This is a genomic window from Pelagibius sp. 7325, assembly GCF_037652055.1.
Taxonomy (GTDB): domain Bacteria; phylum Pseudomonadota; class Alphaproteobacteria; order Kiloniellales; family Kiloniellaceae; genus Pelagibius.
Window position 1 is genome coordinate 1 of sequence record NZ_JBBKAH010000011.1, and the last position, 19,713, is coordinate 19,713.

Below are 19,713 nucleotides of genomic sequence, written 5' to 3' on the forward strand. Positions count from 1 at the left end.
GGGCTCGATCCGCGCGTAGGCCTCGCGCAGAATGTAAACCGATTGCGCTTCCAGTGCGTCCAGGTGGTCCATAACGGCGACGGTCCTATGCTTGGAAAAAAGAAAAGCAGCCAAAATGCTGCACGTGCGAAATGAACTAAGGGCATTCCCGGGGTCAATCAAGGAACATACCTGTGACAGACCAAATCGCGCCAGGGACGGCGGTTCCCAGGCCCAGGCGGCGGGTGGCCATAAAACATTTCACTTCTGGTTAATGCAAATTATTTTTATTATACAAGAAGCATTTGTGAATTATAGGCCAGGACACCGACTCTGACGCCGGCAGAGGCCGGCTACGCCCCGTGATAGTCGCGGTACCACTCCACGAAGCGCGGGATCCCCTCCTCGATGGAGACCCTCGGCTCAAAGCCGAAATCGCGCTGGGCCGGTCCGATATCGGCGTAGGTTTCCTTCACGTCACCCGGCTGCATCTCGGCATACTCGCGGATCGCCTGCTTGCCGCAGGCCTGCTCGATCAACTCGACAAAGCGCAGCAGCGGCTCGGAGCGGTGGTTGCCGATGTTGTAAACCTTGTGGGGCGGGGTCTCGCCGTCGCGCCGCGGCGGACGTTCGACCACTGCCAGCACCCCGGCGACGATGTCGTCGATGTAGGTAAAGTCACGCCGCATGTCGCCGTGATTGAAGATCTGGATCGGCTGGCCTTCGAAGATCGCCTTGGTAAAGATGTAGGCCGACATGTCCGGCCGTCCCCACGGCCCGTAGACGGTAAAGAAGCGCAGGCCCGTACTCGGCAGATCGTAGAGGTGGGCATAGCAGTAAGTCATCAGCTCGTCGGTCCGCTTGGTGGCGGCATAGAGCGAGACCGGGCTGTCGACCCGCTGGTCGACGGAGAACGGCAGCTCCTTGTTGCCGCCGTAGACCGAGGATGAGGAAGCATAGACGAAGTGGCGCAGTTTGGGCAGCCGGCGCGCCAGCTCCATCATGCAGAGGTGCCCCATCACATTGCTCTCGACGTAGGCAAAGGGGTTCTCGAGGGAATAGCGCACGCCGGCCTGGGCCGCCAGATGGACGATCTCGGTCACGTCGGGGAACTCGCCCGCCAGCGCCAGGATCGACTCGCGGTCCTGCACGTCGAGACGGCGGAAGGAAAAGCCGTTGTGAACCTGGAGCGAATCCAGCCGGGCCTGCTTCAGGCGCGGATCGTAGTAGTCATTCAGATTGTCGACGCCGACCACCGGGACACCGCGCTCGATAAGCCGGGCGGCAACGGTTGAGCCGATGAACCCGGCAGCGCCGGTAACCAGAACGCTCATCGTCTGTTTCTCCTCAAACCCTGTTCCGTCTCAAAGGCAAAAACGGTGAACGGCGGCACCCGTGACAGCATCGGACGCGCGGCCCTGACCGGCGCGGCGCAAGCCGCCGCGGCTGGCCGAGGGAACCGCGTCCAGTGACAATGCTCTTCGGCAGATTGCGGCAAGGCCACGCCCGCGAGACTCCTCCCCTGCGCGGCCCTCGCGCCGCGTCGCTTCCCCTTATAGCCTCGCCGCGCCGACGGCAAGAGCGGACGGCGGCAAGGCGCCGCATTGAGCCACTATAAACCATCCAAATCAATGAATTATCGCCACGCTCGCCGCCCTCGACTGCGGCATTGAGGTGGTGGCGGTGTACGACGCGGGAAGCAACCGGCAGCGGATCGCCGGGGTACGCGTCGTCCGCGACGCCGCGGAGATCGCCGCCGCCGAAGCAGTGATCATCACCGACGTAAAGGACCCCCAGGCCAGCTACGACCGCATGGTCGGGCTGCACGGCGAGGACAAGATTCTGTTCCCCAGCCTGCTGCGTCTGTCGACCCGGCGGCCGCAGGCCGCGGCGGGCCGGCATCGGGGACGGCGCAATGAAACGCTGGTACGTCGCTCAGACCCAGACGCAGGCCGAGGACCGTGCCCGCTTCAACCTGGAGCGCCAGGGCTTCACCACCTATCTGCCGCGCTACCGCCGCGAGCGCAGCCATGCCAGGCGTCGCGAGACGGTGCGGGCGCTGCTGTTTCCAGGCTACATCTTCGTGGAATTCGCCCTCGAAAGCGCGCCCTGGCGCTCGATCAACGGCACCTTCGGCATCAGCCACCTGGTCTGCCAGGGGCTGTTCGAGCGCATGGCCGACTGCGACCGGGTGGTCGTGCTGCTCGACCTGCTGGGCCGCGCGGTGCGCGTCCAGGCGCCGCTGAAGGCCGTTTCCACAACCGGTTGATCGGTTGGATTCTGACGGGCAGCCGCAATTTGATCGGTTTTGGTCTGGGGGCCGGATTCACCGGACTTCGGTAGCGTGGTAAATTTCACCCTCAAGGCGCGCCGTTAATACTATTTGTTAAGGATTTCCTCAGATAACTGGGGAATGGCAGACGCACCCGTGACTTCCTTTTCAAATGGCAAAGACGTCGATCTGAACGGCAAGTCCGTTCTGGTGACCGGCGGCACCGGCTCGTTCGGCAAGAAGTTCGTCCAGACAGTCCTGGAACGCTACAAGCCGCGCCGGCTCATCATCTTCTCGCGCGACGAGCTGAAGCAGTACGAGATGGCGATCGACCTCTCGCCGGATCGCTTTCCGGTACTGCGCTACTTCATCGGCGACGTGCGCGACGCCGAGCGCCTGGACATGGCGCTGCGCGACGTCGACGTGGTGGTCCACGCCGCCGCCCTGAAGCAGGTGCCGGCGGCCGAATACAATCCCTTCGAGTGCATCCAGACCAACGTCATCGGGGCGGAAAACGTGGTGCGCGCGTCGCTGCGCAACCGCGTGAAGACGGTCATTGCGCTGTCGACCGACAAGGCGGCCAATCCGATCAATCTCTACGGCGCCAGCAAGCTGGCATCCGACAAGATCTTCGTAGCCGCAAACAACCTCAGCGGCCATGGCGGAACCTCGTTCTCGGTGGTGCGCTACGGCAACGTCATGGGATCGCGCGGCAGCGTGATCCCGTTCTTCCGCAAGCTGATCGACGAGGGCGCCGACAGCCTGCCGATTACCGACACGGAGATGACCCGCTTCTGGATCACCCTTCAGCAGGGCGTGGACTTCGTGCTGTCCAGCCTGGCGCTGACGCAGGGCGGCGAGCTCTTCGTGCCGAAGATTCCCAGCATGAAGATGACCGAGCTGGCATTCCACATGGCGCCGGACCTGCCGCATCGCGTCGTCGGCATCCGGCCAGGCGAAAAGATCCACGAGGTGCTGATCACCGAGGACGATGCGCGCAACACGCTGGATATCGGCGACCGCTACATCGTCTATCCCGAATTCAGCCAGCACGGAAAGCTCTCCCGGCAGCGCAGCAATGCCAAGCCGGTGCCCGCCGGCTTCCGCTTTGCCAGCAACATCAACGATGACTGGTTGAGCGGCGACCGCCTGGCCACCATGATCGCAGAATGCGCAAAATAGCGCCCTCCGAAGCGCCGTTCCTGCCTTATGGGCGGCAGCATATCGAGGAAGACGACATCGCCGCCGTGGCGGCGGTACTGCGGGGAGAGTGGCTGACCACCGGTCCAGCCGTCGCGGCCTTCGAGCAAGCGCTCTCAGCCGTCACGGAAGCCAAACACGCCGTCGCCTGCGCCAACGGCACCGCGGCGCTGCACCTCGCGGCGCTCGCCCTCGAACTCGAGCCCGGCGACCGCGTCGTCGTGCCGAGCGTCACCTTTCTGGCCACCGCCAACGCCGTGCGCCTGGCCGGCGGCGAGGTGGTCTTCGCCGACTGCGACCCGGATAGCGGGCTGATGGAAGCCGCCCAGCTGGCCGAGGCGCTGGAACGCGCCGCCGCCGGGTCCAGCGGTCCGGTGAAGGCGGTGTTTCCGGTCCACCTGACCGGCCAGTGCGCCGACCTGCCGGCGCTCCACGCGCTCGCCGCGCAGCACGGCCTCGCCCTGGTCGACGACGCCGCCCACGCCATCGCCAGCCGCTACCGTACCGCCGACGGCAACAGCCGGCCCATCGGCGACGGGCGACTGATGGCCATGACCACCTTCTCGTTCCATCCGGTGAAGACCATCGCCATGGGCGAAGGCGGTGCTATCACCACCAACGATGACGGCCTCGCGGTGAAGCTGCAGCGCCTGCGCGCGCACGGCATGGTGCGCGACGCCGGTGAGATGCAGAACAGGGCGCTCGCCTTCGACACCGACGGCAGCGTCAATCCCTGGTACTACGAGATGCCAGAGATCGGCCTCAACTACCGCATCACCGACATCCAGTGCGCCCTCGGCCTCAGCCAGATGAAGAAGCTCGACCGCTTCGTGGCGCGCCGACGCGCCCTGGCCGACCGCTACGACCGCCAACTGGCATCCCTGGCGCCGCTGGCGCGCCCGATCGCCCGCTCCGGCGCCTGCGAGGCGGCCTGGCACATCTATCCGGTGCTGGTGGACTTCGCCGCCGCGGACATCAGCCGTGCCCGCGTCATGGCGGCCCTCAGAGCCGCCGGCATCGGCAGCCAGGTGCACTACATTCCGGTCCATCTGCAACCCTACTACCGCCGCCGCTACGGCGACCTCCATCTGCCGGGGGCGGAGCGCTACTACGCGCGCACGCTCTCTCTGCCGCTCTTCGCCGGCATGGCGGAAGACGACGTGGACCGGGCCGTCGATGCGCTGGCCGACGCGCTCGGCCGGGGCTGACGGCGCGACGATGCGCAGCAGCCATGACGAGCAGCCTCACCTTCCGCACTGACGCGGCCTGCGGCATCGGATTCGGTCATCTGCGGCGCTGCATTACCCTGGCGAAGATCGCCGCGGACCGCGGCCACAAGGTAACCTTCTTCCTCTCTGAGGCCAGCGACAGCACCGCAACGCCCCTGGTGGCAAGCATCGCCCGAGTCGCGCGGATCGCCGGCGGCGGCCATCCGGCGGCATAGGCCGCAGCCCTCGCCCGCACGGCAGCGGCGCCCTGCGACGTGATGATCGCCGACGTCGCCCATGGCCAGGTGGCAATCGACTTCGCCAGCGAAGACGAGATCGCGCTTGCCCGTCCCTTCGTGCTGCACGACGAGGGCCGCTACAAAATGTGGTTCGCCCACAAGGGTTCGGCCTATACTCTGGGTCACGCGGAGTCGGAAGACGGCGTCCACTGGCAGCGCGACGACAGCTTCGCGGGCCTGGCGCTCTCGCCCGGCACCTGGGACGGCGACATGGTGGAATACGCCGCCGTCGCCAGTCACGACGGCCGCTATTTCATGTTCGCCGATCGCGGCGCACAGCTCTACGGCGTCGAGATCAACGACGAGATGGTGGCGGTGGCCAGCGAGCGCGCAAAGGAACTGGGCATGGCGGTGGAGATCGCAGCCGGGCACAACCGCGCGCTGCCGTTCCCCGACGGCAGCGATCACTTCCGCGGCTGCCTGGCAGACGTCTTCGGCACCGTCGAGATCGCCGAGATCAGCGAGAACTACCCCCGCCTCAATCTTGGATTCTACGTCGCAAAATGCTGCAAGGCTTAGGCAGAAGCCAGCATGCCGAGGCGGCGCGATGAGCGGACCGGGCCGGCTCTGCGCCGTCACGGCCTTCGGCGGCTACGCGCTGCTCGGCCGGCTGGGCGCCCCCCTGGTGCGGCGCTATCTGCGCAGGCGCCTGGCACGCGGCAAGGAAGATCCCCTGCGCTTCGGCGAGCGTCTGGGCGAGACGAGCGTTGCGCGCCCGCCCGGCCCGCTGATCTGGATCCACGGCGCCAGCGTCGGCGAGACGCAATCCGCCCTGCCGCTTATCGAGCGGCTGCGGCGCGACCGGCCTGGCTTCGCCATCCTGGTGACCAGCGGCACCGTGACCTCTGCCGAGCTGCTGGCCGAGCGGCTGCCAGCGGGCGTCATCCATCAGTACGTGCCGGTCGACCTGCCCGGTGCCGTCGCCGCCTTCCTCGATCACTGGCGGCCGGAGATCGGTCTCTTCGTCGATTCCGAGTTCTGGCCGAACCTGCTGCGCGGCGCCGCCGCACACGGCACGCGGCTGGTGCTGGTGAACGGCCGTGTCTCCGCCGGCTCCTACGACGGCTGGCGCCGGATCCGGCCCATAATCAGGGACCTGCTGGGATGCTTCGCCCTTGTCCTCGCGCGCACCCCGGAAGACCGCGAGCGCCTGCTCGGACTCGGTGCGCGCGAGGTCGCCTGCCCGGGCGATCTGAAGGCGGCGGCACCGCCGCTGCGTGCCGATGCCGGCGAGCTGGCACGGCTCGAAGCCCTGCTTGGCAATCGCCAGCGCTGGCTGGCAGCCTCGACCCACGCCGGCGAGGAGAAAATGATCGGCGCCACGCATCGCGCCCTGAAGCCGCGCATGCCGGGCCTCGTCACGCTGCTGGTGCCACGCCATCCGAACCGCGGCGCGGCGATCCGCGGCGACCTGGAAGCCCTCGGTCTCGCCGTCGCGCAGCGCAGCCGCGGTGAACCCATCGCGGCGGAAACCGACGTCTACCTGGCCGACACCCTCGGCGAGCTGGGGCTGTGGTACCGCTTGGTGGAGATCGCTTTCGTCGGCAACTCTCTGATCGCCGGCGGCGGTCATAACCTGTTGGAGCCGGCCAAGCTGGACTGTGCCGTCCTGGCGGGACCGCACACCGCCAACTTCGAGCGCCTGACGGCGGAGATGACCGCCGCCGGCGCCCTGCGCACGGTCGGCGGGCCGGCCGCCCTGACCGACGCCGTGGCGGAGCTCCTGAGCGACCCGGCGGAGCGCCATGCGATGGTTGAGGCCGCGCGCCGCTATGCCCAGGGGCAGGCCGGCTCAATGGAACGCACCATGGCGGCGCTGGCGCCGCTGTTGCGGGAGGCCGCCGGCGCCAGTTCCTGAATCGACACGCCAAACGCCCGCTGCGGCGGCCCGGCCTCGCGAAGGTCCGGCCGCTTTTTTCATGTCTGCTGCCGGGAGAAGCCGGCGGCCGCCTCTATTCCGCGGCCGCCCTCGGCGCCAGCAGGTTGCCCTCTACGTGGGAGAGATGGCGCAGCATGGCCTGGCTAGCGCCGTCCATGTCGCGCTCCTCGATGGCGCGCACCAGGGCCTCGTGTTCGACGAAACTGTGGTGGTCTGCCGGAGGCCTGTCGACCTTGTCGCGCAAACGGCCCCAGACCACCGCGCGGCGCACCGCGTTCAGGGTGTCGAAGAGAGCCAGCAGCACGGTATTATGCGCCGCTTCCGCGACCGCGCGGTGCAGACGGTTGTCGCTGTTCTCATACTGGCGCCAGGTCTGAGCCTGGCGCGAGGCGATCATACACTGCTTCAGCTCGGCGATGTCGCCGGCGGTGGCGTTCAGCGCCGCCTCGCGGGCGATCTGCGGCTCGATCAGCAGACGCGCCTGCATCACCTCGCGCGGATTGGTCAGCGCGGCGATGGCGGCGACGTCGGAGTATTCCTTGGTCGGCCGCGCGCCGATGAAGGTACCCTTGCCGACGTGGCGCCACAGCTCGCCGTTGCTCTCCATGACAGCCAACGCCTTGCGCAGCTCGCCGCGCGAAACGCCGAGGATGTCGCAGAGCTCGCGCTCCGGCGGAAGACGGGAATTGCTGGGCAGATCGTGCTGCGCCAGATAGGCGCGCAGTTGCGTTAGAGCACCCTGTCCCTGATCCATACCGACTCCGTCATTCGAATGCGGGCCTTGTCCCCCCCTGGGCCGCCTGACGCGTCCCATTGAATGGGACCGGGCAGCGCCGGGGCACACTAAGATGAGCCTATATCGCAGTCAATTACGCCTGACCAATATAAATCAATTGCGCAACCAATCAAGAATTGGTTAGGGTTTGGTCATCAGCAATAAGGCCTGCCTCCCGCCGCCGAACGCGGCGCGGCTCAACGTGCAGGCCAGGGAGGAATGAACATGCAGCGAATCAAGTCCGTATTCAGGCGTTCCGTTGCGGCCGCCGCCGTGGCCGCCCTGATGGCCGGCGCGGCCTTCGTGGCCCCCCCGGCCCAGGCGGCGGAGAAAGTGCGCGTCGCACTCGGCGATGTGGTTTCCGTCGAGACCCTGGCCTTCCTCATTGCCCTCGAACGCGCCAAGGACCGAGGCGTCGACTACGAAATGACCTCCTTCGCCAAGGAGGAACTGGCCATCCAGTCGATCGTCAACGGCCAGGCCGACCTCGGCGTCGGCACTCCCTATTCGGTCATCCAGAAAGCCAAGGTGCCGCTGAAGGTCGTCTTCCAGATGTCCCGCCTGGTGTTCTTCCCGGTGGCGTCCAACGAGTACAAAAACTGGGATGACCTCAACGGTGAGCCCTTCACCTTCCACGCCCGCGGCACCGGCACCGAGGCCATCGGCAACATCATCGCCAAGCGGGAAGGCATCGAGTTCGGCCAGCGCAGCTACGTGCCGGGCTCGGAGAACCGCATCATCGCGATGATGAAGGGCCAGATCAACGCGACCATCGTCGACCTCTCCAACAAGAACAAGCTGATGGAGATGGCCGGCGACAAGTTCCACGTCCTGCCGGGCGTCTCCGAAGTGCCCAGCGACGAGCTGGTCTTCGCCAACCAGAACTGGATCGACGAGCGCCCTGAGGCGGTCAACGTGGTCGTCGAGGAGATGCTGAAGCTGTGGAATGAGATGAGCCAGAATCCGGGGATCATCGAGGAGGAGCGCGCCAAGCGTAACCTGCTTGCCGACCAGCCGAAGGAGATCCTGGCCGAGGTGGTGCCCTTCTACACCGAAGGCGTGAAGGAAGGGCTGTTCAGCCCGACCGGTGGCGGCATGGCCGCGGCCAAGGCCGATTTCGAGTTCTATACCGAGGCCGGCCAGATGGAAGGCCCGGCGGACAGCCTGAGCGTCGAAGAATACTGGAACCTTGAGCCGCTGAACGCGGCCAAGAAAAAGCTCGGCCTGTAAAAGGGCGGAGAACTTCCTTGCAAACGTCAAACTCATCCCCGGCCCTGAGGGCGGGCCGCCAGGCAACGCCTGGTCCCGCCCGCCCTGTCCCGCAGGCAGGGCCGGCGCTTTCTTCTCGCCGGCCGGCCGAAGACCGCCCGCCCTTCCTGTTGCAGCTGCTCAGCCATCCGCTGTTCCTGCGCCTCGCCTCGGTCGTCATCGTGGTCGGCGGCTGGGAGTATGCCGGCCGCGTGCCGATCAGCCCCGCCTTCCCGACCTTCCTGGAGACCATGGACGCCCTGTTCGGCATGCTGGCCGACGGCACCCTGCCGCTGGCCTTCTGGATCACCCTGCAGCCGCTCGCCATCGGCCTGGTCGCCTCGGTCTTCATCGGCGTCGCCTTCGGCGTCACCATGGGGCTCAACCGTCTCGCCGAATGGCTGGGCGCGCCGCTCTTCATCATCGCGCAGTCGGCGCCCCTGGCCGCCCTCATCCCCATTCTCACCTTCGCCTACGGCATCGGCCTCACCTCCAAGGTGATGACCGTCTGCATCATGGCGATGCCGGTGATCGTGCTGAATTCGCTGAACGCCGTGCGCCACACCCCGGCCTCGCTGGTGGAAATGGGCCGCTGCTTCCAGGGCACGCGCTGGCAAGTCGTCTGGAAGATCGTGCTGCCCGCCGCCGCGCCGGTGATCTTCGCCGGCCTGCGCCTGGGCTGCGCCGCCGGCTTCATCGGCGTCATCCTGGCCGAGCTGCTGATCACCCCGACCGGCATCGGCGACATCATCACCTACAACCAGTCGATCGCCGAGTACGCCAAGATGTACGCCGCGATCTTCTCCATCATCGTCTTCTCCGTGCTGTTCATCGAAGTGCTGGAACGCCTGGAGGTGACCCTGTTCCGTCCCGAGAAGCGAGCCGCCCGATGAACGCCATGTCAGCATCCGCTATCGATACCGAACCGCGCGCCATCGTCGAGGTGGAGGGCGTCAGCAAGATCTACCCCGGCGGCACCGAGGCGCTGAACAACATCAGCCTCGATTTTCCGGAAGGCCAGCTGACCACGCTGCTCGGCCCCTCCGGCTGCGGCAAGACCACGCTGCTGAAGATCATCGCCGGCCTCATTCCGGCGACCACCGGCGCGGTCAAGGTCGACGGCCGCACCGTCACCGGGCCGGGCCCGGAGCGCGCTTTCGTGTTCCAGGACTTCGCGCTGATGCCCTGGGCCACGGTGCTGCGCAACGTCGCCTTCGGCCTGGAGCTGCGCGGCGTCGCCCGCTCCGAGCGCGAGGCGGTCGCCGAGCAGTACATCGGCCAGGTCGGCCTCAAGGGATTCGAGAAGGCCTATCCGCACGAGCTTTCCGGCGGCATGCGACAGCGCGTCGGCCTCGCCCGCGCGCTGACCGTCAACGCCAAGGTGCTGCTGATGGATGAGCCCTTCTCGGCGGTCGATGAGCAGACCCGGCGCAAGTTTCAGGAGGACCTGCTGGAGCTGGTGGCGCGGGAGCGCAAGACCTTCATCTTCGTCACCCACTCGATCGAGGAGGCGGTCTACGTCTCCGACCGCATCGTCCTGCTGTCGCGCCGGCCCAGCCGCGTCTCGCAGATCGTCGAGCCCAATATCCCGCGTCACGCCGATCCGGAGGACATCCGCCGCGACCCCGTCTACCTCGACACCGTCGAGGAGATCTGGCAGGGCCTGAAGAAGTACCTGGACGAGGGTGTCTGAGCCATGACCCTCAACGTCTTCGGCGGCAAGATCCGCGTTCCGATGTTCTGCTCGCTCATCATCTGGGCGGTGCTGTGGGAGATCGTCGGGCGCACCGGCGCCAGCTTCATCATCCCGCCTCTGTCGGCGATCTTCGAGCGGATCGTGGAGATCGTGCCGACGGCGAGCTTCGCCGACGCGCTGCTGATCACCGGCAAGGCCTTCCTGCTGGGCAACCTCATCGCCGTCGCTTTCGGCGTGCCGCTGGGCGTGCTGATGGGCCGCTCGATCATCGCCGACCGCATTTTTCTGCCCTGGGTGAACCTCTTTCTCTCGGCGCCGCTGACCGCCCTGGTGCCGGTCATCATGGTGATCTTCGGCCTGGGCGAGACCACCATCGTGATGACCGTGGTCCTGTTTGCCGTGTGGATCATCGTGCTGGACGCGCGCGCCGGCGTGCGCGGCATCTCCCCCTCGCTGGTCGAGATGGCCCAGGTCTTCGGCGCCAGCCGCTGGCAGGCGTTCAGCAGGATCTATATCTTCGCGGCGCTGCCGGAGATCCTCTCCGGCGTGCGCCTGGGCATGATCCGCGCGGTCAAGGGCGTCGTCATTGGCCAGCTGCTGGTTTCCATCATCGGCTTCGGGCGGCTGTTCGAACTCTACTCCTCGCGCTTCCTGATGGAGCACTTCTGGGCGTTGCTGTTCGTGCTTTTCGCCTTCGCCTTCACCCTCAACGAAGTGCTTGCCTGGCTTGAACGAAAGGTCGACTACTATGCCGCCGCCCGACACTAGTACACTGCAGTCCCCTTCTGGAGATAGGAAGACGATGAGTTTCGTTATTACACCGCCAAAACCCGCCGTCATTCCGGTGCGCGGAAGCGATAGTCTGTTCCCGGTCCACCGCATCTACTGCGTCGGGCGCAACTATGCCGCCCACACCATCGAGATGGGCGGCGACCCCGACCGCGAGGAGCCCTTCTTCTTCCAGAAGAACCCGGACAACCTGGTGACCGGCGGCGGCGACTTCCCCTATCCGGCACGCTCGAACGACGTGCACCACGAGATCGAGATGGCGGTGGCGCTGTCGAAGGGCGGCAAGGACATTCCACTGGACAAGGCGATGGATCATGTCTGGGGCTACGGTGTCGCGCTCGACATGACACGCCGCGACCTGCAGGGCGAGGCCAAGAAGGCCGGACGGCCGTGGGAAGTCGGCAAGGCCTTCGAGCATTCCGCCCCCTGCAGCGACCTGGTCCCGGCCAGCGAGATCGGCCACCCGTCGAAGGGTGCCGTGTGGCTGAAGGTGAACGGCGAGACCCGCCAGGAAGGCGACCTCGGCCAGATGATCTGGAAGGTGCCGGAGATGATCTCCTACCTCTCCGGCCTGTTCGAACTGGCGCCCGGCGACGTCATCCTCTCCGGCACCCCCTCGGGCGTCGCCGCGGTGAAGAAGGGCGACGTGCTGCACGGCCACATCGAGGGCGTCGGCGAGCTGCATACCAAGGTCGTCTGAGCGCCCTGCGCCATTCTCACACGCCCCCGGGATCGCGACGATAGACGTGGCGGTTCCGGGGGCTTTGCGTTTCAGCGCGGCGCCGGTACCGGTGAGATGTCACCGGTTAGGACGTAACGCCGCTCGGTCTTGCTCGGAAATCCAATGGTCAGGGAGCCCGTCCCGCGCTGGGCCGCGAACCGGCCGGTGCCGCCGGCCAGCTCCCAGAGGCCGCTGTTAGCGACTCTCGACGTGCCCTCGTTCCCCTCGACAAAGAACGCGCGCAGGTGCCAGCGGAAATAGGCGATGTCGCCTGCTACCGTCGTGGCGACGATATAACCGCTGGCCTCGCCGCCGACGCCGACGGTGATGTCGTGCATGCCGTACTCGGCAACCTCTGCGCCTTCAAACACGTCATCCCCTGCCGCCGTACCTTCGCGCAGCAGCAATGTGAGGAAATGTTGCCTGTCGTTCTGAAAATTGAGGGAGATGTCCTCCGTTGTGGTCAGCACAACGTCCAGGGTCACCGGCTCTGCGCCCGCTCCGGTGGCACCGGAAGACAGAACCAAGCCCAGCATGATCGATCGTAGCAGCCGCACCAACCTGCTCCTTTCCCTCTCCGGAGGGCTCACGGACTCGGGGCCGACAGGAAGGCTAACCATCCTCTTTGCCTTCCGTCAATGCAACGCCGCACCACCGGGCAAGTCCGCCGCTCCTGCTTTGAATCCCGGCTCGCCTCGTCACCCGGACGCCGCAGCTGCGACCGCCGGGCTTCAGGTCCGGCAGCGCCTGGGCCGGCCGATAGCCCTCTTCCTTCATGGATTTCTCCGCCGATGACCTATAGTCTGTGCGGCGAGGGGGACAAGCATTGGAGCGGCGTCTTACCACCATCCTCTCTATCGATGTCGTCGGCTACAGCCGGCTGATGGGGGAAGACGAGGCCGGCACCCTGGCCGCGCTGAAGATGCTCCGCCGCGATCTCATAAACCCAAAGGCACGGCAGTACCACGGCCGCACCGTGAAGCTGATGGGCGACGGCGCGCTGATGGAGTTCACCAGCGTCATCGACGCGGTTTGCTTCGCCACCGAGCTGCAGATGGCCCGCCGCCAGACGGAGGAGCCACCGCCCCACCCGCAGGTCCAGTTCCGTATCGGCGTCAACATCGGCGACATCATCGTCGAGGACGACGACATCTACGGCGACGGGGTCAACCTGGCGGCGCGCCTGGAGGCGATCTGCGAGGCCGGTGGCGTCTGCCTGTCGGGCAACGTCTACAACCAGGTAAAGGGCAAGCTGAACCTGACTTTCGAGAAACTGGGCGAGCGGCAGCTCAAGAACATCGCCGAGCCGGTCACGGTCTATCAGATCGCGCTGGACGACAAGGCCGCGACCCTGGTCACGCCGCTGGCCGGGTCTGCGACGGCACCTCGGCGCGGCCACCGTGTGGCGCTCACCGCTGCTGCTGCGGCGGCACTTCTCGCAGTCGCGGGCCTGGCCTGGTGGCAGCCCTGGGTCCCGGGAGAGGAGCCGGCATCGATTGACCGGATGGCCCTGCCCCTGCCCGACAAACCGTCGATCGCCGTCCTCCCCTTCGACAACCTTTCCGGGGACCCGGAGCAGGAATACTTCGCCGACGGCATGACCGAGGACCTCATCACAGACCTCTCGAAGATCTCCGGGCTCTTCGTCATCGCCCGCAACTCCTCCTTCGCCTACAAGGGTAAAACCGTCACAGTGCGCGAGGTCGCCGAGGATCTCGGCGTGCGCTACGTGTTGGAGGGCAGCGTGCGACGCGCGGGTGACCAGGTGCGCATCAACACCCAACTCATCGACGCGACGACCAGCGGCCACATCTGGGCGGAGCGCTACGACCGCAAGCTCGAGAACATCTTCGCCGTGCAGGACGCGATCCTGGAAAAGATTGTCCAGGCGCTCGAGCTGCATCTGACCGACAAGGAACAGGCGCAGCGTGCCGGGGGAGCGGAGACGGCCAATCTAGAGGCCTACGACCTGGTGCTGAGAGCGCGCAAACTTCTGACCCGCTTCGACAGAGCCGCGACGCTCGAGGCGCGCGACCTGCTGCAGCGCGCCATCAGGTTGGATCCCACCTACGCCGAGGCTCACAGTCTGCTGGGATTCCACTTCTTCGACGAATGGCGTGTCTGGGGCGAGGCGCCCAGCCAAAACCTGGCCCGCGCCGAGGAACTGGCGGCGGAGGCCGTTCAGCTGAACCCCGGGGACCCGGCCCCGCACGTTCTCCTGGCCATGGTCCACCAGTGGCGGAGCGAGTTCACGGCGGCCGAGACGGAGATCGACAAGGCGCTTTCTCTGGAACCGCGGGAGGCCATCACCCTGAGCAACGTCGGCTCCGTGCTGGTCTACGCGGGCCGCGGCGAGGAGGCCGTGACTGCTATCACGCAGGCGATCCGCCTCGATCCATTCCACCCGCCGACCTACCTGGAATGGCTCGGCAACGCCTACTGGCTGCGCGGCGATGATGAGCTCTGCGTGGAGGTAGCGGAGCGCGGCGTCGCTCTCGATCCCGACTATGTCTCGCTGCACGTGGTCCTGGCTGTGTGTTACAGCGCCCTGAGGAGGCAAGAGGAAGCCGCGGCAGCCGCCGCCGAGATCCAGCGGATCAATCCGCGCTTTACCCTGCAGGCCTACGCCGCCTACGTGCCCTACTCGGACGAAGCCGTGGAGCAGCGCCGCGTCGAACTGCTCCGTGCCGCAGGCGTACCGGAGTGACCGGGCATCAGCCGCGCAGCATATCCAGGTCGCAGCCGTCTTCGGCCTGCAGCACGTGGTCGCGCCACAGCCGGCGCCAGCCGCGCTCGGCGCCGACGCCGGGCGGCGGACTGAAGGCCGCACGGCGTTGCGCCAGTTCTTCCTCGCCGACCAGCAGGTCGAGGCGGCGGTCCTGCACCGAGAGGCGGATGCGGTCGCCGTCACGCACCAGGCCGAGCGGGCTGCCCAGCGCCGCCTCCGGCGAGACATGCAGGACAATGGTACCGAAGGCGGTGCCGCTCATGCGGGCATCGGAGATGCGCACCATGTCCTTCACCCCCGCACGCGCGAGCTTCGCCGGGATCGGCAGGTAGCCGGCCTCCGGCATGCCGCTGGCCAGCGGTCCGGCGTTCTGCAGCACCAGGAAGTCGTCGGGCGTGACGTCGAGATCGGGATCGTCGATGCGCCGCGAGAGGTCCTCCAGGGAGGTGAAGACCACGGCCCGTCCCTCGCGCTCGAAAAGTTCGGGGGTCGCCGCCGCGCGCTTGAGAATGGCGCCCTTGGGGGCGAGGCTGCCGCTCAAGGCCACCAGGCCGCCCTGGGGCGAGATGGGGTCGTCCGGCAAGCGCACCACCCGGGTATCGACCCAGGGATCGGCCGCGTCGATCACCGCGCCCAGGGTCTTGCCCGTCACCGTCGGCACGTCGAGGTTCAAGTGGTCGCGCAAGGCACGCAGCACCGCGGGGGCGCCGCCGGCGGCATGCAGATCCTCCATGTAGTGGGCGCCGGTCGGCTTCAGGTCGACCAGCACCGGCGTCTCGTCGCTCAGCCGGTTCAGCAGGTCCATGTCCAGGCTGTAGCCGAGGCGCCCGAAGATCGCGGCGAGATGCACCACGGCGTTGGTCGAGCCGCTGATCGCCAGCAGCACGCGCAAGGCGTTCTCCACCGCCGCCTCGGTGATGATTTTGTCGAAAGTGAGCGCGCCGGCGTCTTCGCTCGTCGCCAGCGCCGCCGCGCGCAGGCCGCTCGCCTCGGCCTGGCGCAGGCGGTCGGCGTGGACCGCCGGCACCGCGGCGCCGCCCGGCAGCATGAGGCCCAGGGCCTCGCAGAGGATCGCCATGGTGCTGGCGGTGCCCATGACCGCGCAGGTCCCTTGCGTGGTCGCAAGGTTGCCCTCGATCTCGGTGATTTCCTTCTCGTCCAGCTTGCCGGCGCGATACTGTGCCCAGAAGCGCCGGCAGTCGGTGCAGGCGCCCAGCCGCTCGCCGTGGTAGCGCCCGGTCGACATCGGACCGGTCGCCAGCACGATGGCCGGCTTGCCCGCCGAGATGGCACCCATCACCAAGGCCGGCAGGGTCTTGTCGCAGCCGCCGACCAGCACCACCGCGTCCATCGGCTGGGCGCGGATCATCTCCTCCACGTCCATGGCCATGAGGTTGCGGTAGAGCAGGCTGGTCGGATTGAGGAAGACCTCGCCGAGCGAGGTCACCGGAAAGTCGAGCGGCAGGGCGCCGCCCGCCAGCGCGCCGCGCTTCACGGCTTCGACCAGTTGCGGCACGCCGCGGTGGCAGTTGTTGAAGCCGCTGGCGGTCCAGGTGATGCCGACGATGGGGCGGCCCAGCATCGCGTCGGAGTAGCCCATGGAGCGCGCGAAGGAACGGCGCAGGTAGGCGGCGAAGTCGGGATCGCCATAGTGGGTGAGGCCGTTCAGCAGCCCGCGTTTCTTGTCGTTGTTCTCGGCCACTCAGTCCTCCCGCGTCGCTTTCTTGTTCAGCGCGTCACGCCGCGCGCTGCTTTTCCTGCGTCTGCCGCCAGCAGGCAAGCGCCTGCTCGATCACATCCGGCCCGGCGCCGGGCTTGTGCGCCTCCTCGGCGAGGTGGCGGCGCCAGGCGCGCGCGCCGGGCAGGCCGTTGAAGAGGCCCAGCATGTGGCGCGTGATCGACTTCAGCGGCACGCCTTGTATCAGTTGCCGCTCCACGTAGGGCAGGAAGTCGGCGACGATCTGCTCGCGAGTCTTCGGTTGCACGTCCTCGCCGAAGATCAGGCGATCGGCTTCGGCCATGACGTAGGGCGTCTGGTAGGCGGCACGGCCGACCATGACGCCGTCGACCTGCTGCAGGTGCGCCTGCGCGTCGTCCAGGGTCAGCACGCCGCCGTTAAGGATGATCTCAAGGTCCGGGAAGTCACGCTTCAGCGCGTAGACCACGTCGTAGCGCAGCGGCGGCACCTCGCGATTCTCCTTCGGGGAGAGCCCGCTGAGCCAGGCCTTGCGCGCGTGGATGGTGAAGGAGCGGCAGCCGGCGGCGGCGATCTTCTCGACGAAAGCGACGAGCGCCTCGTAGGAGTCCACCTCGTCGACGCCGATACGGGTTTTCACGGTGACGGGAACATCGACCGCGCCGATCATCGCGGCGACGCAGTCAGCCACCAGGGCCGGCTCGGTCATCAGACAGGCGCCGAAGCGGCCGCGCTGCACCCGGTCGCTGGGGCAGCCGAGATTGAGGTTCACTTCGTCGTAGCCGCGCTGTGCACCCTCGCGCGCCGCAAAGGCAAGATCCGCCGGCTCCGAGCCGCCGAGCTGCAGCGCCACCGGATGCTCCAGGGGATCGAAAGCGAGAAAGCGGTCGCGGTCGCCGTGGATAATGGCCCCGGTGGTCACCATCTCGGTGTAGAGCAGCGTGCGCCGCGAGAGGGTCCGCAGGAAGGCCCGCTCGTGGCGGTCGGTCCAGTCCATCATCGGGGCGACGGAGAGTATTCGGCTTAAGCCATTCATTTAATTATAGAATTTTATTCGGGCGCTCACCGCGCCACGTTATCCCGCTTCTCCCGGTGATATCAAGTCCTCGTCTGCGCGGCGCCCCAAACCAACGCTGGAACACAAGACAAGCCAGCCAGCGCCGCGACCGGACGCTCTTCAATCCCACCGTTTGCAGCAGTCTCCGGACGACGATCTGGTGCGGCCCTACATCAGAACAATGGCCGCGCGGTAGGGCGGATTGCCATAACTGCCCATGGTCCAGAGATCCTGCGCCGCGATGGGCAGGCAGTCGCAGTCTGCGGCCACCTCGCCGTCTTCGACCTCCATCCAAGGGTCATTGACCAGGAAGACATCGCCGTCGACCGCGTGCAGCAGCACCCAGTGCGGAGCGGAGTGATCGTGAGTGTGGCACTGGTCGACCAGCAGCATCACCTGCCCGCCGCCGGTCACGGCGTCGCGCAGCTCCTCCATGCGGAAAGCCCGGGGAACCACTTTCAGTGCCTCTCGCGCCGCCGCCTTGAACTCGCCCTGTACGAAGCGCATGAGTTCCTGATTTTCCGGCGTGTTGGCGCGGTCCAGCAGCACCGGATTCTCGGTATCGATGTAAAGCGTGACGTCGTCGATGCGTCGCGCCGCCGACAGCGCCAGGCCGTAGGGATCGCAGCCGCCGGGTCCGGCGAGGCCGATCACCGTGGTCGCTTCTCGCCACAGGGCGATCTCCTGGTGACGGGTGACGTCGCGGTGCAGTGCCATGGCCAGCGAAACCGGCCCGCAGGTGAAGCCCGTGGTCTGCGTGAAGACGCCGACGCGCGGATCGCAGGGAATGGGCGTGCCGAGCCAGCGCTGGGCATAACCGCGCCCGGTCGGCGTCAGGCCGAAGGCGGCATTGGAACCAGCAAGATCGTCGGCAGCGCGGATCGCCAGCACACCCTGGTCCTGCGCCGATTGCACGAAGGCCTCGGCGAGCATCGCCGAAGCGGTGCCGTCGGCCTCCCAGGCGGTCAGACGCATGACACCGGCGCTGCGCCGGCGTCGGCCGGCAACGATGCCAAGCAAACGCCCGCCGGCATCGCGGGCGGCCAGCGCGAGGACCGCGGCGCCGCCGGGCCGCGGGGCGGCGATGGCCGGCGGTCCGGCAAAGGGCAGCGCCAGGGGTTCGATACGGAGCGATGGGGCGGAAAGCGCGCTCATGACGGCACCTCGATCGCCAGATGGGCAAGGCAGTCGCCCTTTTGTACCAGCCCAGGGTGGCGCAGGCACATCACAATACCGTCGCGCGAGAACCGCTGATCGTGAGGCGGATCGGCAATGTCCTCCAGGCCCCAGACGGCGCCGCAGAGGTCGCCTCCCACGACGGAGTCACCCAGGTCGACCGCCGGCTCGAAAATGCCGCTGCGCATCGCATAGACGTAGCAGTCGCGCCCACTGACCTCCACCGTGCGCGCCGGGGATTCGCCAGGCAGCGCGTCTTCCGGCCGGGCCTCGATCATGTTCCACTGTGCCATCAGACGGCGCACGCCCCGCTCGACGAGCGCGACGCCCTCGCGGGAGACCGTGCCGCGCCCGCCGAACTCGCCACCCAGCGAGACCACCTTCTGCCGGTTGGCTTCGGCGGTGCTGAGACGCGGGTCGGGGCTGTATCCCCAAATCTGGATGTTGGGCGCGCCGTAAGCCCGGGCGGCGGCCAGGGCTGCCGCATCGAGGGCGTCATCACCGCTGCGCCGCAGCGAGACGAAAGGCAGGTAGGCCAGCGACGAGCCGCCGGCATGGGCGTCATGATAGAAGTCGGCCATCGGCAGCAGCACCGTGCTGACGTAGTGCGCGATGGCCGCGGTCGGTCCGGCGAAGGGCTCGCCCGGGTAGGCGCGGTTCAGGTTGCCGCCGTCCTCCGGCGAGGTGCGCAGCCCGGCGCGCACGGCCGGCGCGTTCAGTGCCGGCAAAATAATGAGGCGGCCGCGCAGGGCCGCTGGATCGATCCAGCGCAGCAGGCGGCGGAAGGCGACCGGCCCTTCATACTCGTCGCCGTGGGTACCGCCGGTCAGCAGCAGGGTCGGCCCCGGCGCGCCGTTCACCACGGCGAGCGGAATGGTGAGATTCCCGTAGGCCGAGCGGTGGACCGAGTAAGGCAGCCAGAGATCGCCGGTCTGCTTGCCCGGCCGGTCATAGTCGACCGAGGCCCAGATCGAGGTGCTCAAGTTCTCT

The 19,713-nt window shown here is 67.1% G+C and carries 19 protein-coding genes; 12 read left to right on the forward strand and 7 right to left on the reverse strand.

From position 1 onward, the window contains the following. Window positions 1-332: 332 nt before the first annotated feature. On the reverse strand, window positions 333-1,313 hold the full coding sequence (locus tag WDC82_RS20025) for an NAD-dependent epimerase/dehydratase family protein (RefSeq protein ID WP_340119168.1): 981 nt from the start codon (window positions 1,311-1,313) through the stop codon (window positions 333-335). 581 nt (window positions 1,314-1,894) lie between these two features. Here WDC82_RS20025 and WDC82_RS20030 point away from each other — a divergent pair. The 6 genes from WDC82_RS20030 to WDC82_RS20055 all read left to right on the forward strand — a co-directional run bounded on the left by WDC82_RS20030 (window position 1,895) and on the right by WDC82_RS20055 (window position 6,816). Further along, window positions 1,895-2,248, forward strand: coding sequence for a transcription termination/antitermination NusG family protein (locus WDC82_RS20030; RefSeq protein WP_340119169.1), 354 nt, complete (start codon window positions 1,895-1,897; stop codon window positions 2,246-2,248). 144 nt (window positions 2,249-2,392) lie between these two features. Continuing rightward, a complete protein-coding gene (gene pseB / locus WDC82_RS20035) occupies window positions 2,393-3,433 on the forward strand; it encodes a UDP-N-acetylglucosamine 4,6-dehydratase (inverting) (protein WP_340119170.1) in 1,041 nt (346 codons plus the stop codon). After that, on the forward strand, window positions 3,421-4,659 hold the full coding sequence (gene pseC, locus WDC82_RS20040) for a UDP-4-amino-4,6-dideoxy-N-acetyl-beta-L-altrosamine transaminase (protein WP_340119171.1): 1,239 nt from the start codon (window positions 3,421-3,423) through the stop codon (window positions 4,657-4,659). Before pseB ends, pseC begins: the two co-directional genes overlap by 13 nt. 23 nt (window positions 4,660-4,682) lie before the next feature. Beyond that, window positions 4,683-4,895, forward strand: a complete 213-nt coding sequence (locus WDC82_RS20045) for a hypothetical protein (RefSeq protein WP_340119172.1) — start codon at window positions 4,683-4,685, stop codon at window positions 4,893-4,895. A gap of 42 nt (window positions 4,896-4,937) precedes the next feature. Next, a complete protein-coding gene (locus WDC82_RS20050) occupies window positions 4,938-5,477 on the forward strand; it encodes a methyltransferase domain-containing protein (protein ID WP_340119474.1) in 540 nt (179 codons plus the stop codon). A gap of 28 nt (window positions 5,478-5,505) precedes the next feature. Continuing rightward, window positions 5,506-6,816 (forward strand): 3-deoxy-D-manno-octulosonic acid transferase, encoded by a 1,311-nt coding sequence (locus tag WDC82_RS20055; protein ID WP_340119173.1) that lies wholly within the window; start codon window positions 5,506-5,508, stop codon window positions 6,814-6,816. Between the two features lie 94 nt (window positions 6,817-6,910). Here WDC82_RS20055 and WDC82_RS20060 read toward each other — a convergent pair whose 3' ends face one another. Next, window positions 6,911-7,591, reverse strand: coding sequence for an FCD domain-containing protein (locus WDC82_RS20060; RefSeq protein WP_340119174.1), 681 nt, complete (start codon window positions 7,589-7,591; stop codon window positions 6,911-6,913). Between the two features lie 246 nt (window positions 7,592-7,837). Between WDC82_RS20060 and WDC82_RS20065 the strand changes: the two genes are divergently transcribed. The 5 genes from WDC82_RS20065 to WDC82_RS20085 all read left to right on the forward strand — a co-directional run bounded on the left by WDC82_RS20065 (window position 7,838) and on the right by WDC82_RS20085 (window position 12,045). Continuing rightward, window positions 7,838-8,842 (forward strand): ABC transporter substrate-binding protein, encoded by a 1,005-nt coding sequence (locus WDC82_RS20065; RefSeq protein ID WP_340119175.1) that lies wholly within the window; start codon window positions 7,838-7,840, stop codon window positions 8,840-8,842. A gap of 149 nt (window positions 8,843-8,991) precedes the next feature. Then, window positions 8,992-9,753 carry an ABC transporter permease gene (locus tag WDC82_RS20070; RefSeq protein ID WP_340119176.1) on the forward strand — a complete coding sequence of 254 codons (762 nt, stop codon included), beginning with the start codon at window positions 8,992-8,994 and terminating at the stop codon, window positions 9,751-9,753. Window positions 9,754-9,758: 5 nt separating this feature from the next. Further along, window positions 9,759-10,553, forward strand: coding sequence for an ABC transporter ATP-binding protein (locus tag WDC82_RS20075; protein ID WP_340119177.1), 795 nt, complete (start codon window positions 9,759-9,761; stop codon window positions 10,551-10,553). A 3-nt stretch (window positions 10,554-10,556) separates the two neighbouring features. Beyond that, window positions 10,557-11,324, forward strand: coding sequence for an ABC transporter permease subunit (locus WDC82_RS20080; RefSeq protein ID WP_340119178.1), 768 nt, complete (start codon window positions 10,557-10,559; stop codon window positions 11,322-11,324). A 34-nt stretch (window positions 11,325-11,358) separates the two neighbouring features. Beyond that, window positions 11,359-12,045: a fumarylacetoacetate hydrolase family protein gene (locus tag WDC82_RS20085; RefSeq protein WP_340119179.1), complete on the forward strand. Its 687-nt coding sequence runs from the start codon at window positions 11,359-11,361 to the stop codon at window positions 12,043-12,045. A 71-nt stretch (window positions 12,046-12,116) separates the two neighbouring features. On the opposite strand, the gene WDC82_RS20090 is transcribed toward WDC82_RS20085, so the two are convergent. Continuing rightward, the gene (locus WDC82_RS20090; RefSeq protein ID WP_340119180.1) at window positions 12,117-12,623 is read right to left on the reverse strand and encodes a hypothetical protein; all 507 of its coding nucleotides are present in this window, start codon (window positions 12,621-12,623) and stop codon (window positions 12,117-12,119) included. Between the two features lie 269 nt (window positions 12,624-12,892). Here WDC82_RS20090 and WDC82_RS20095 point away from each other — a divergent pair, with 269 nt between their 5' ends. Next, a complete protein-coding gene (locus WDC82_RS20095) occupies window positions 12,893-14,773 on the forward strand; it encodes an adenylate/guanylate cyclase domain-containing protein (protein WP_340119181.1) in 1,881 nt (626 codons plus the stop codon). A 7-nt stretch (window positions 14,774-14,780) separates the two neighbouring features. Here the strand turns inward: WDC82_RS20095 and WDC82_RS20100 are convergent, their stop codons facing one another. The 4 genes from WDC82_RS20100 to WDC82_RS20115 form a co-directional block, all read right to left on the reverse strand. Next, on the reverse strand, window positions 14,781-16,496 hold the full coding sequence (locus WDC82_RS20100; RefSeq protein ID WP_340119182.1) for a dihydroxy-acid dehydratase: 1,716 nt from the start codon (window positions 16,494-16,496) through the stop codon (window positions 14,781-14,783). A 34-nt stretch (window positions 16,497-16,530) separates the two neighbouring features. Beyond that, window positions 16,531-17,526: a tRNA dihydrouridine(20/20a) synthase DusA gene (dusA, locus tag WDC82_RS20105; RefSeq protein ID WP_340119183.1), complete on the reverse strand. Its 996-nt coding sequence runs from the start codon at window positions 17,524-17,526 to the stop codon at window positions 16,531-16,533. A 189-nt stretch (window positions 17,527-17,715) separates the two neighbouring features. Then, entirely contained in the window at window positions 17,716-18,702 is a 987-nt protein-coding gene (locus tag WDC82_RS20110) for a peptidase C39 family protein (RefSeq protein ID WP_340119184.1), read from the reverse strand. Continuing rightward, the gene (locus WDC82_RS20115; RefSeq protein ID WP_340119185.1) at window positions 18,699-19,706 is read right to left on the reverse strand and encodes a succinylglutamate desuccinylase/aspartoacylase family protein; all 1,008 of its coding nucleotides are present in this window, start codon (window positions 19,704-19,706) and stop codon (window positions 18,699-18,701) included. Before WDC82_RS20115 ends, WDC82_RS20110 begins: the two co-directional genes overlap by 4 nt. Window positions 19,707-19,713 lie beyond the last annotated feature (7 nt).

Coding starts and splice junctions, on each gene's coding strand:
- WDC82_RS20025 (WP_340119168.1), bottom strand. CDS start 1,313: ATGAGCGTTCTGGTTACCGGCGCTGCCGGGTTCATCGGCTCAACCGTT.
- WDC82_RS20030 (WP_340119169.1), top strand. CDS start 1,895: ATGAAACGCTGGTACGTCGCTCAGACCCAGACGCAGGCCGAGGACCGT.
- pseB (WP_340119170.1), top strand. CDS start 2,393: ATGGCAGACGCACCCGTGACTTCCTTTTCAAATGGCAAAGACGTCGAT.
- pseC (WP_340119171.1), top strand. CDS start 3,421: ATGCGCAAAATAGCGCCCTCCGAAGCGCCGTTCCTGCCTTATGGGCGG.
- WDC82_RS20045 (WP_340119172.1), top strand. CDS start 4,683: ATGACGAGCAGCCTCACCTTCCGCACTGACGCGGCCTGCGGCATCGGA.
- WDC82_RS20050 (WP_340119474.1), top strand. CDS start 4,938: ATGATCGCCGACGTCGCCCATGGCCAGGTGGCAATCGACTTCGCCAGC.
- WDC82_RS20055 (WP_340119173.1), top strand. CDS start 5,506: ATGAGCGGACCGGGCCGGCTCTGCGCCGTCACGGCCTTCGGCGGCTAC.
- WDC82_RS20060 (WP_340119174.1), bottom strand. CDS start 7,591: ATGGATCAGGGACAGGGTGCTCTAACGCAACTGCGCGCCTATCTGGCG.
- WDC82_RS20065 (WP_340119175.1), top strand. CDS start 7,838: ATGCAGCGAATCAAGTCCGTATTCAGGCGTTCCGTTGCGGCCGCCGCC.
- WDC82_RS20075 (WP_340119177.1), top strand. CDS start 9,759: ATGTCAGCATCCGCTATCGATACCGAACCGCGCGCCATCGTCGAGGTG.
- WDC82_RS20080 (WP_340119178.1), top strand. CDS start 10,557: ATGACCCTCAACGTCTTCGGCGGCAAGATCCGCGTTCCGATGTTCTGC.
- WDC82_RS20085 (WP_340119179.1), top strand. CDS start 11,359: ATGAGTTTCGTTATTACACCGCCAAAACCCGCCGTCATTCCGGTGCGC.
- dusA (WP_340119183.1), bottom strand. CDS start 17,526: ATGAATGGCTTAAGCCGAATACTCTCCGTCGCCCCGATGATGGACTGG.
- WDC82_RS20110 (WP_340119184.1), bottom strand. CDS start 18,702: ATGAGCGCGCTTTCCGCCCCATCGCTCCGTATCGAACCCCTGGCGCTG.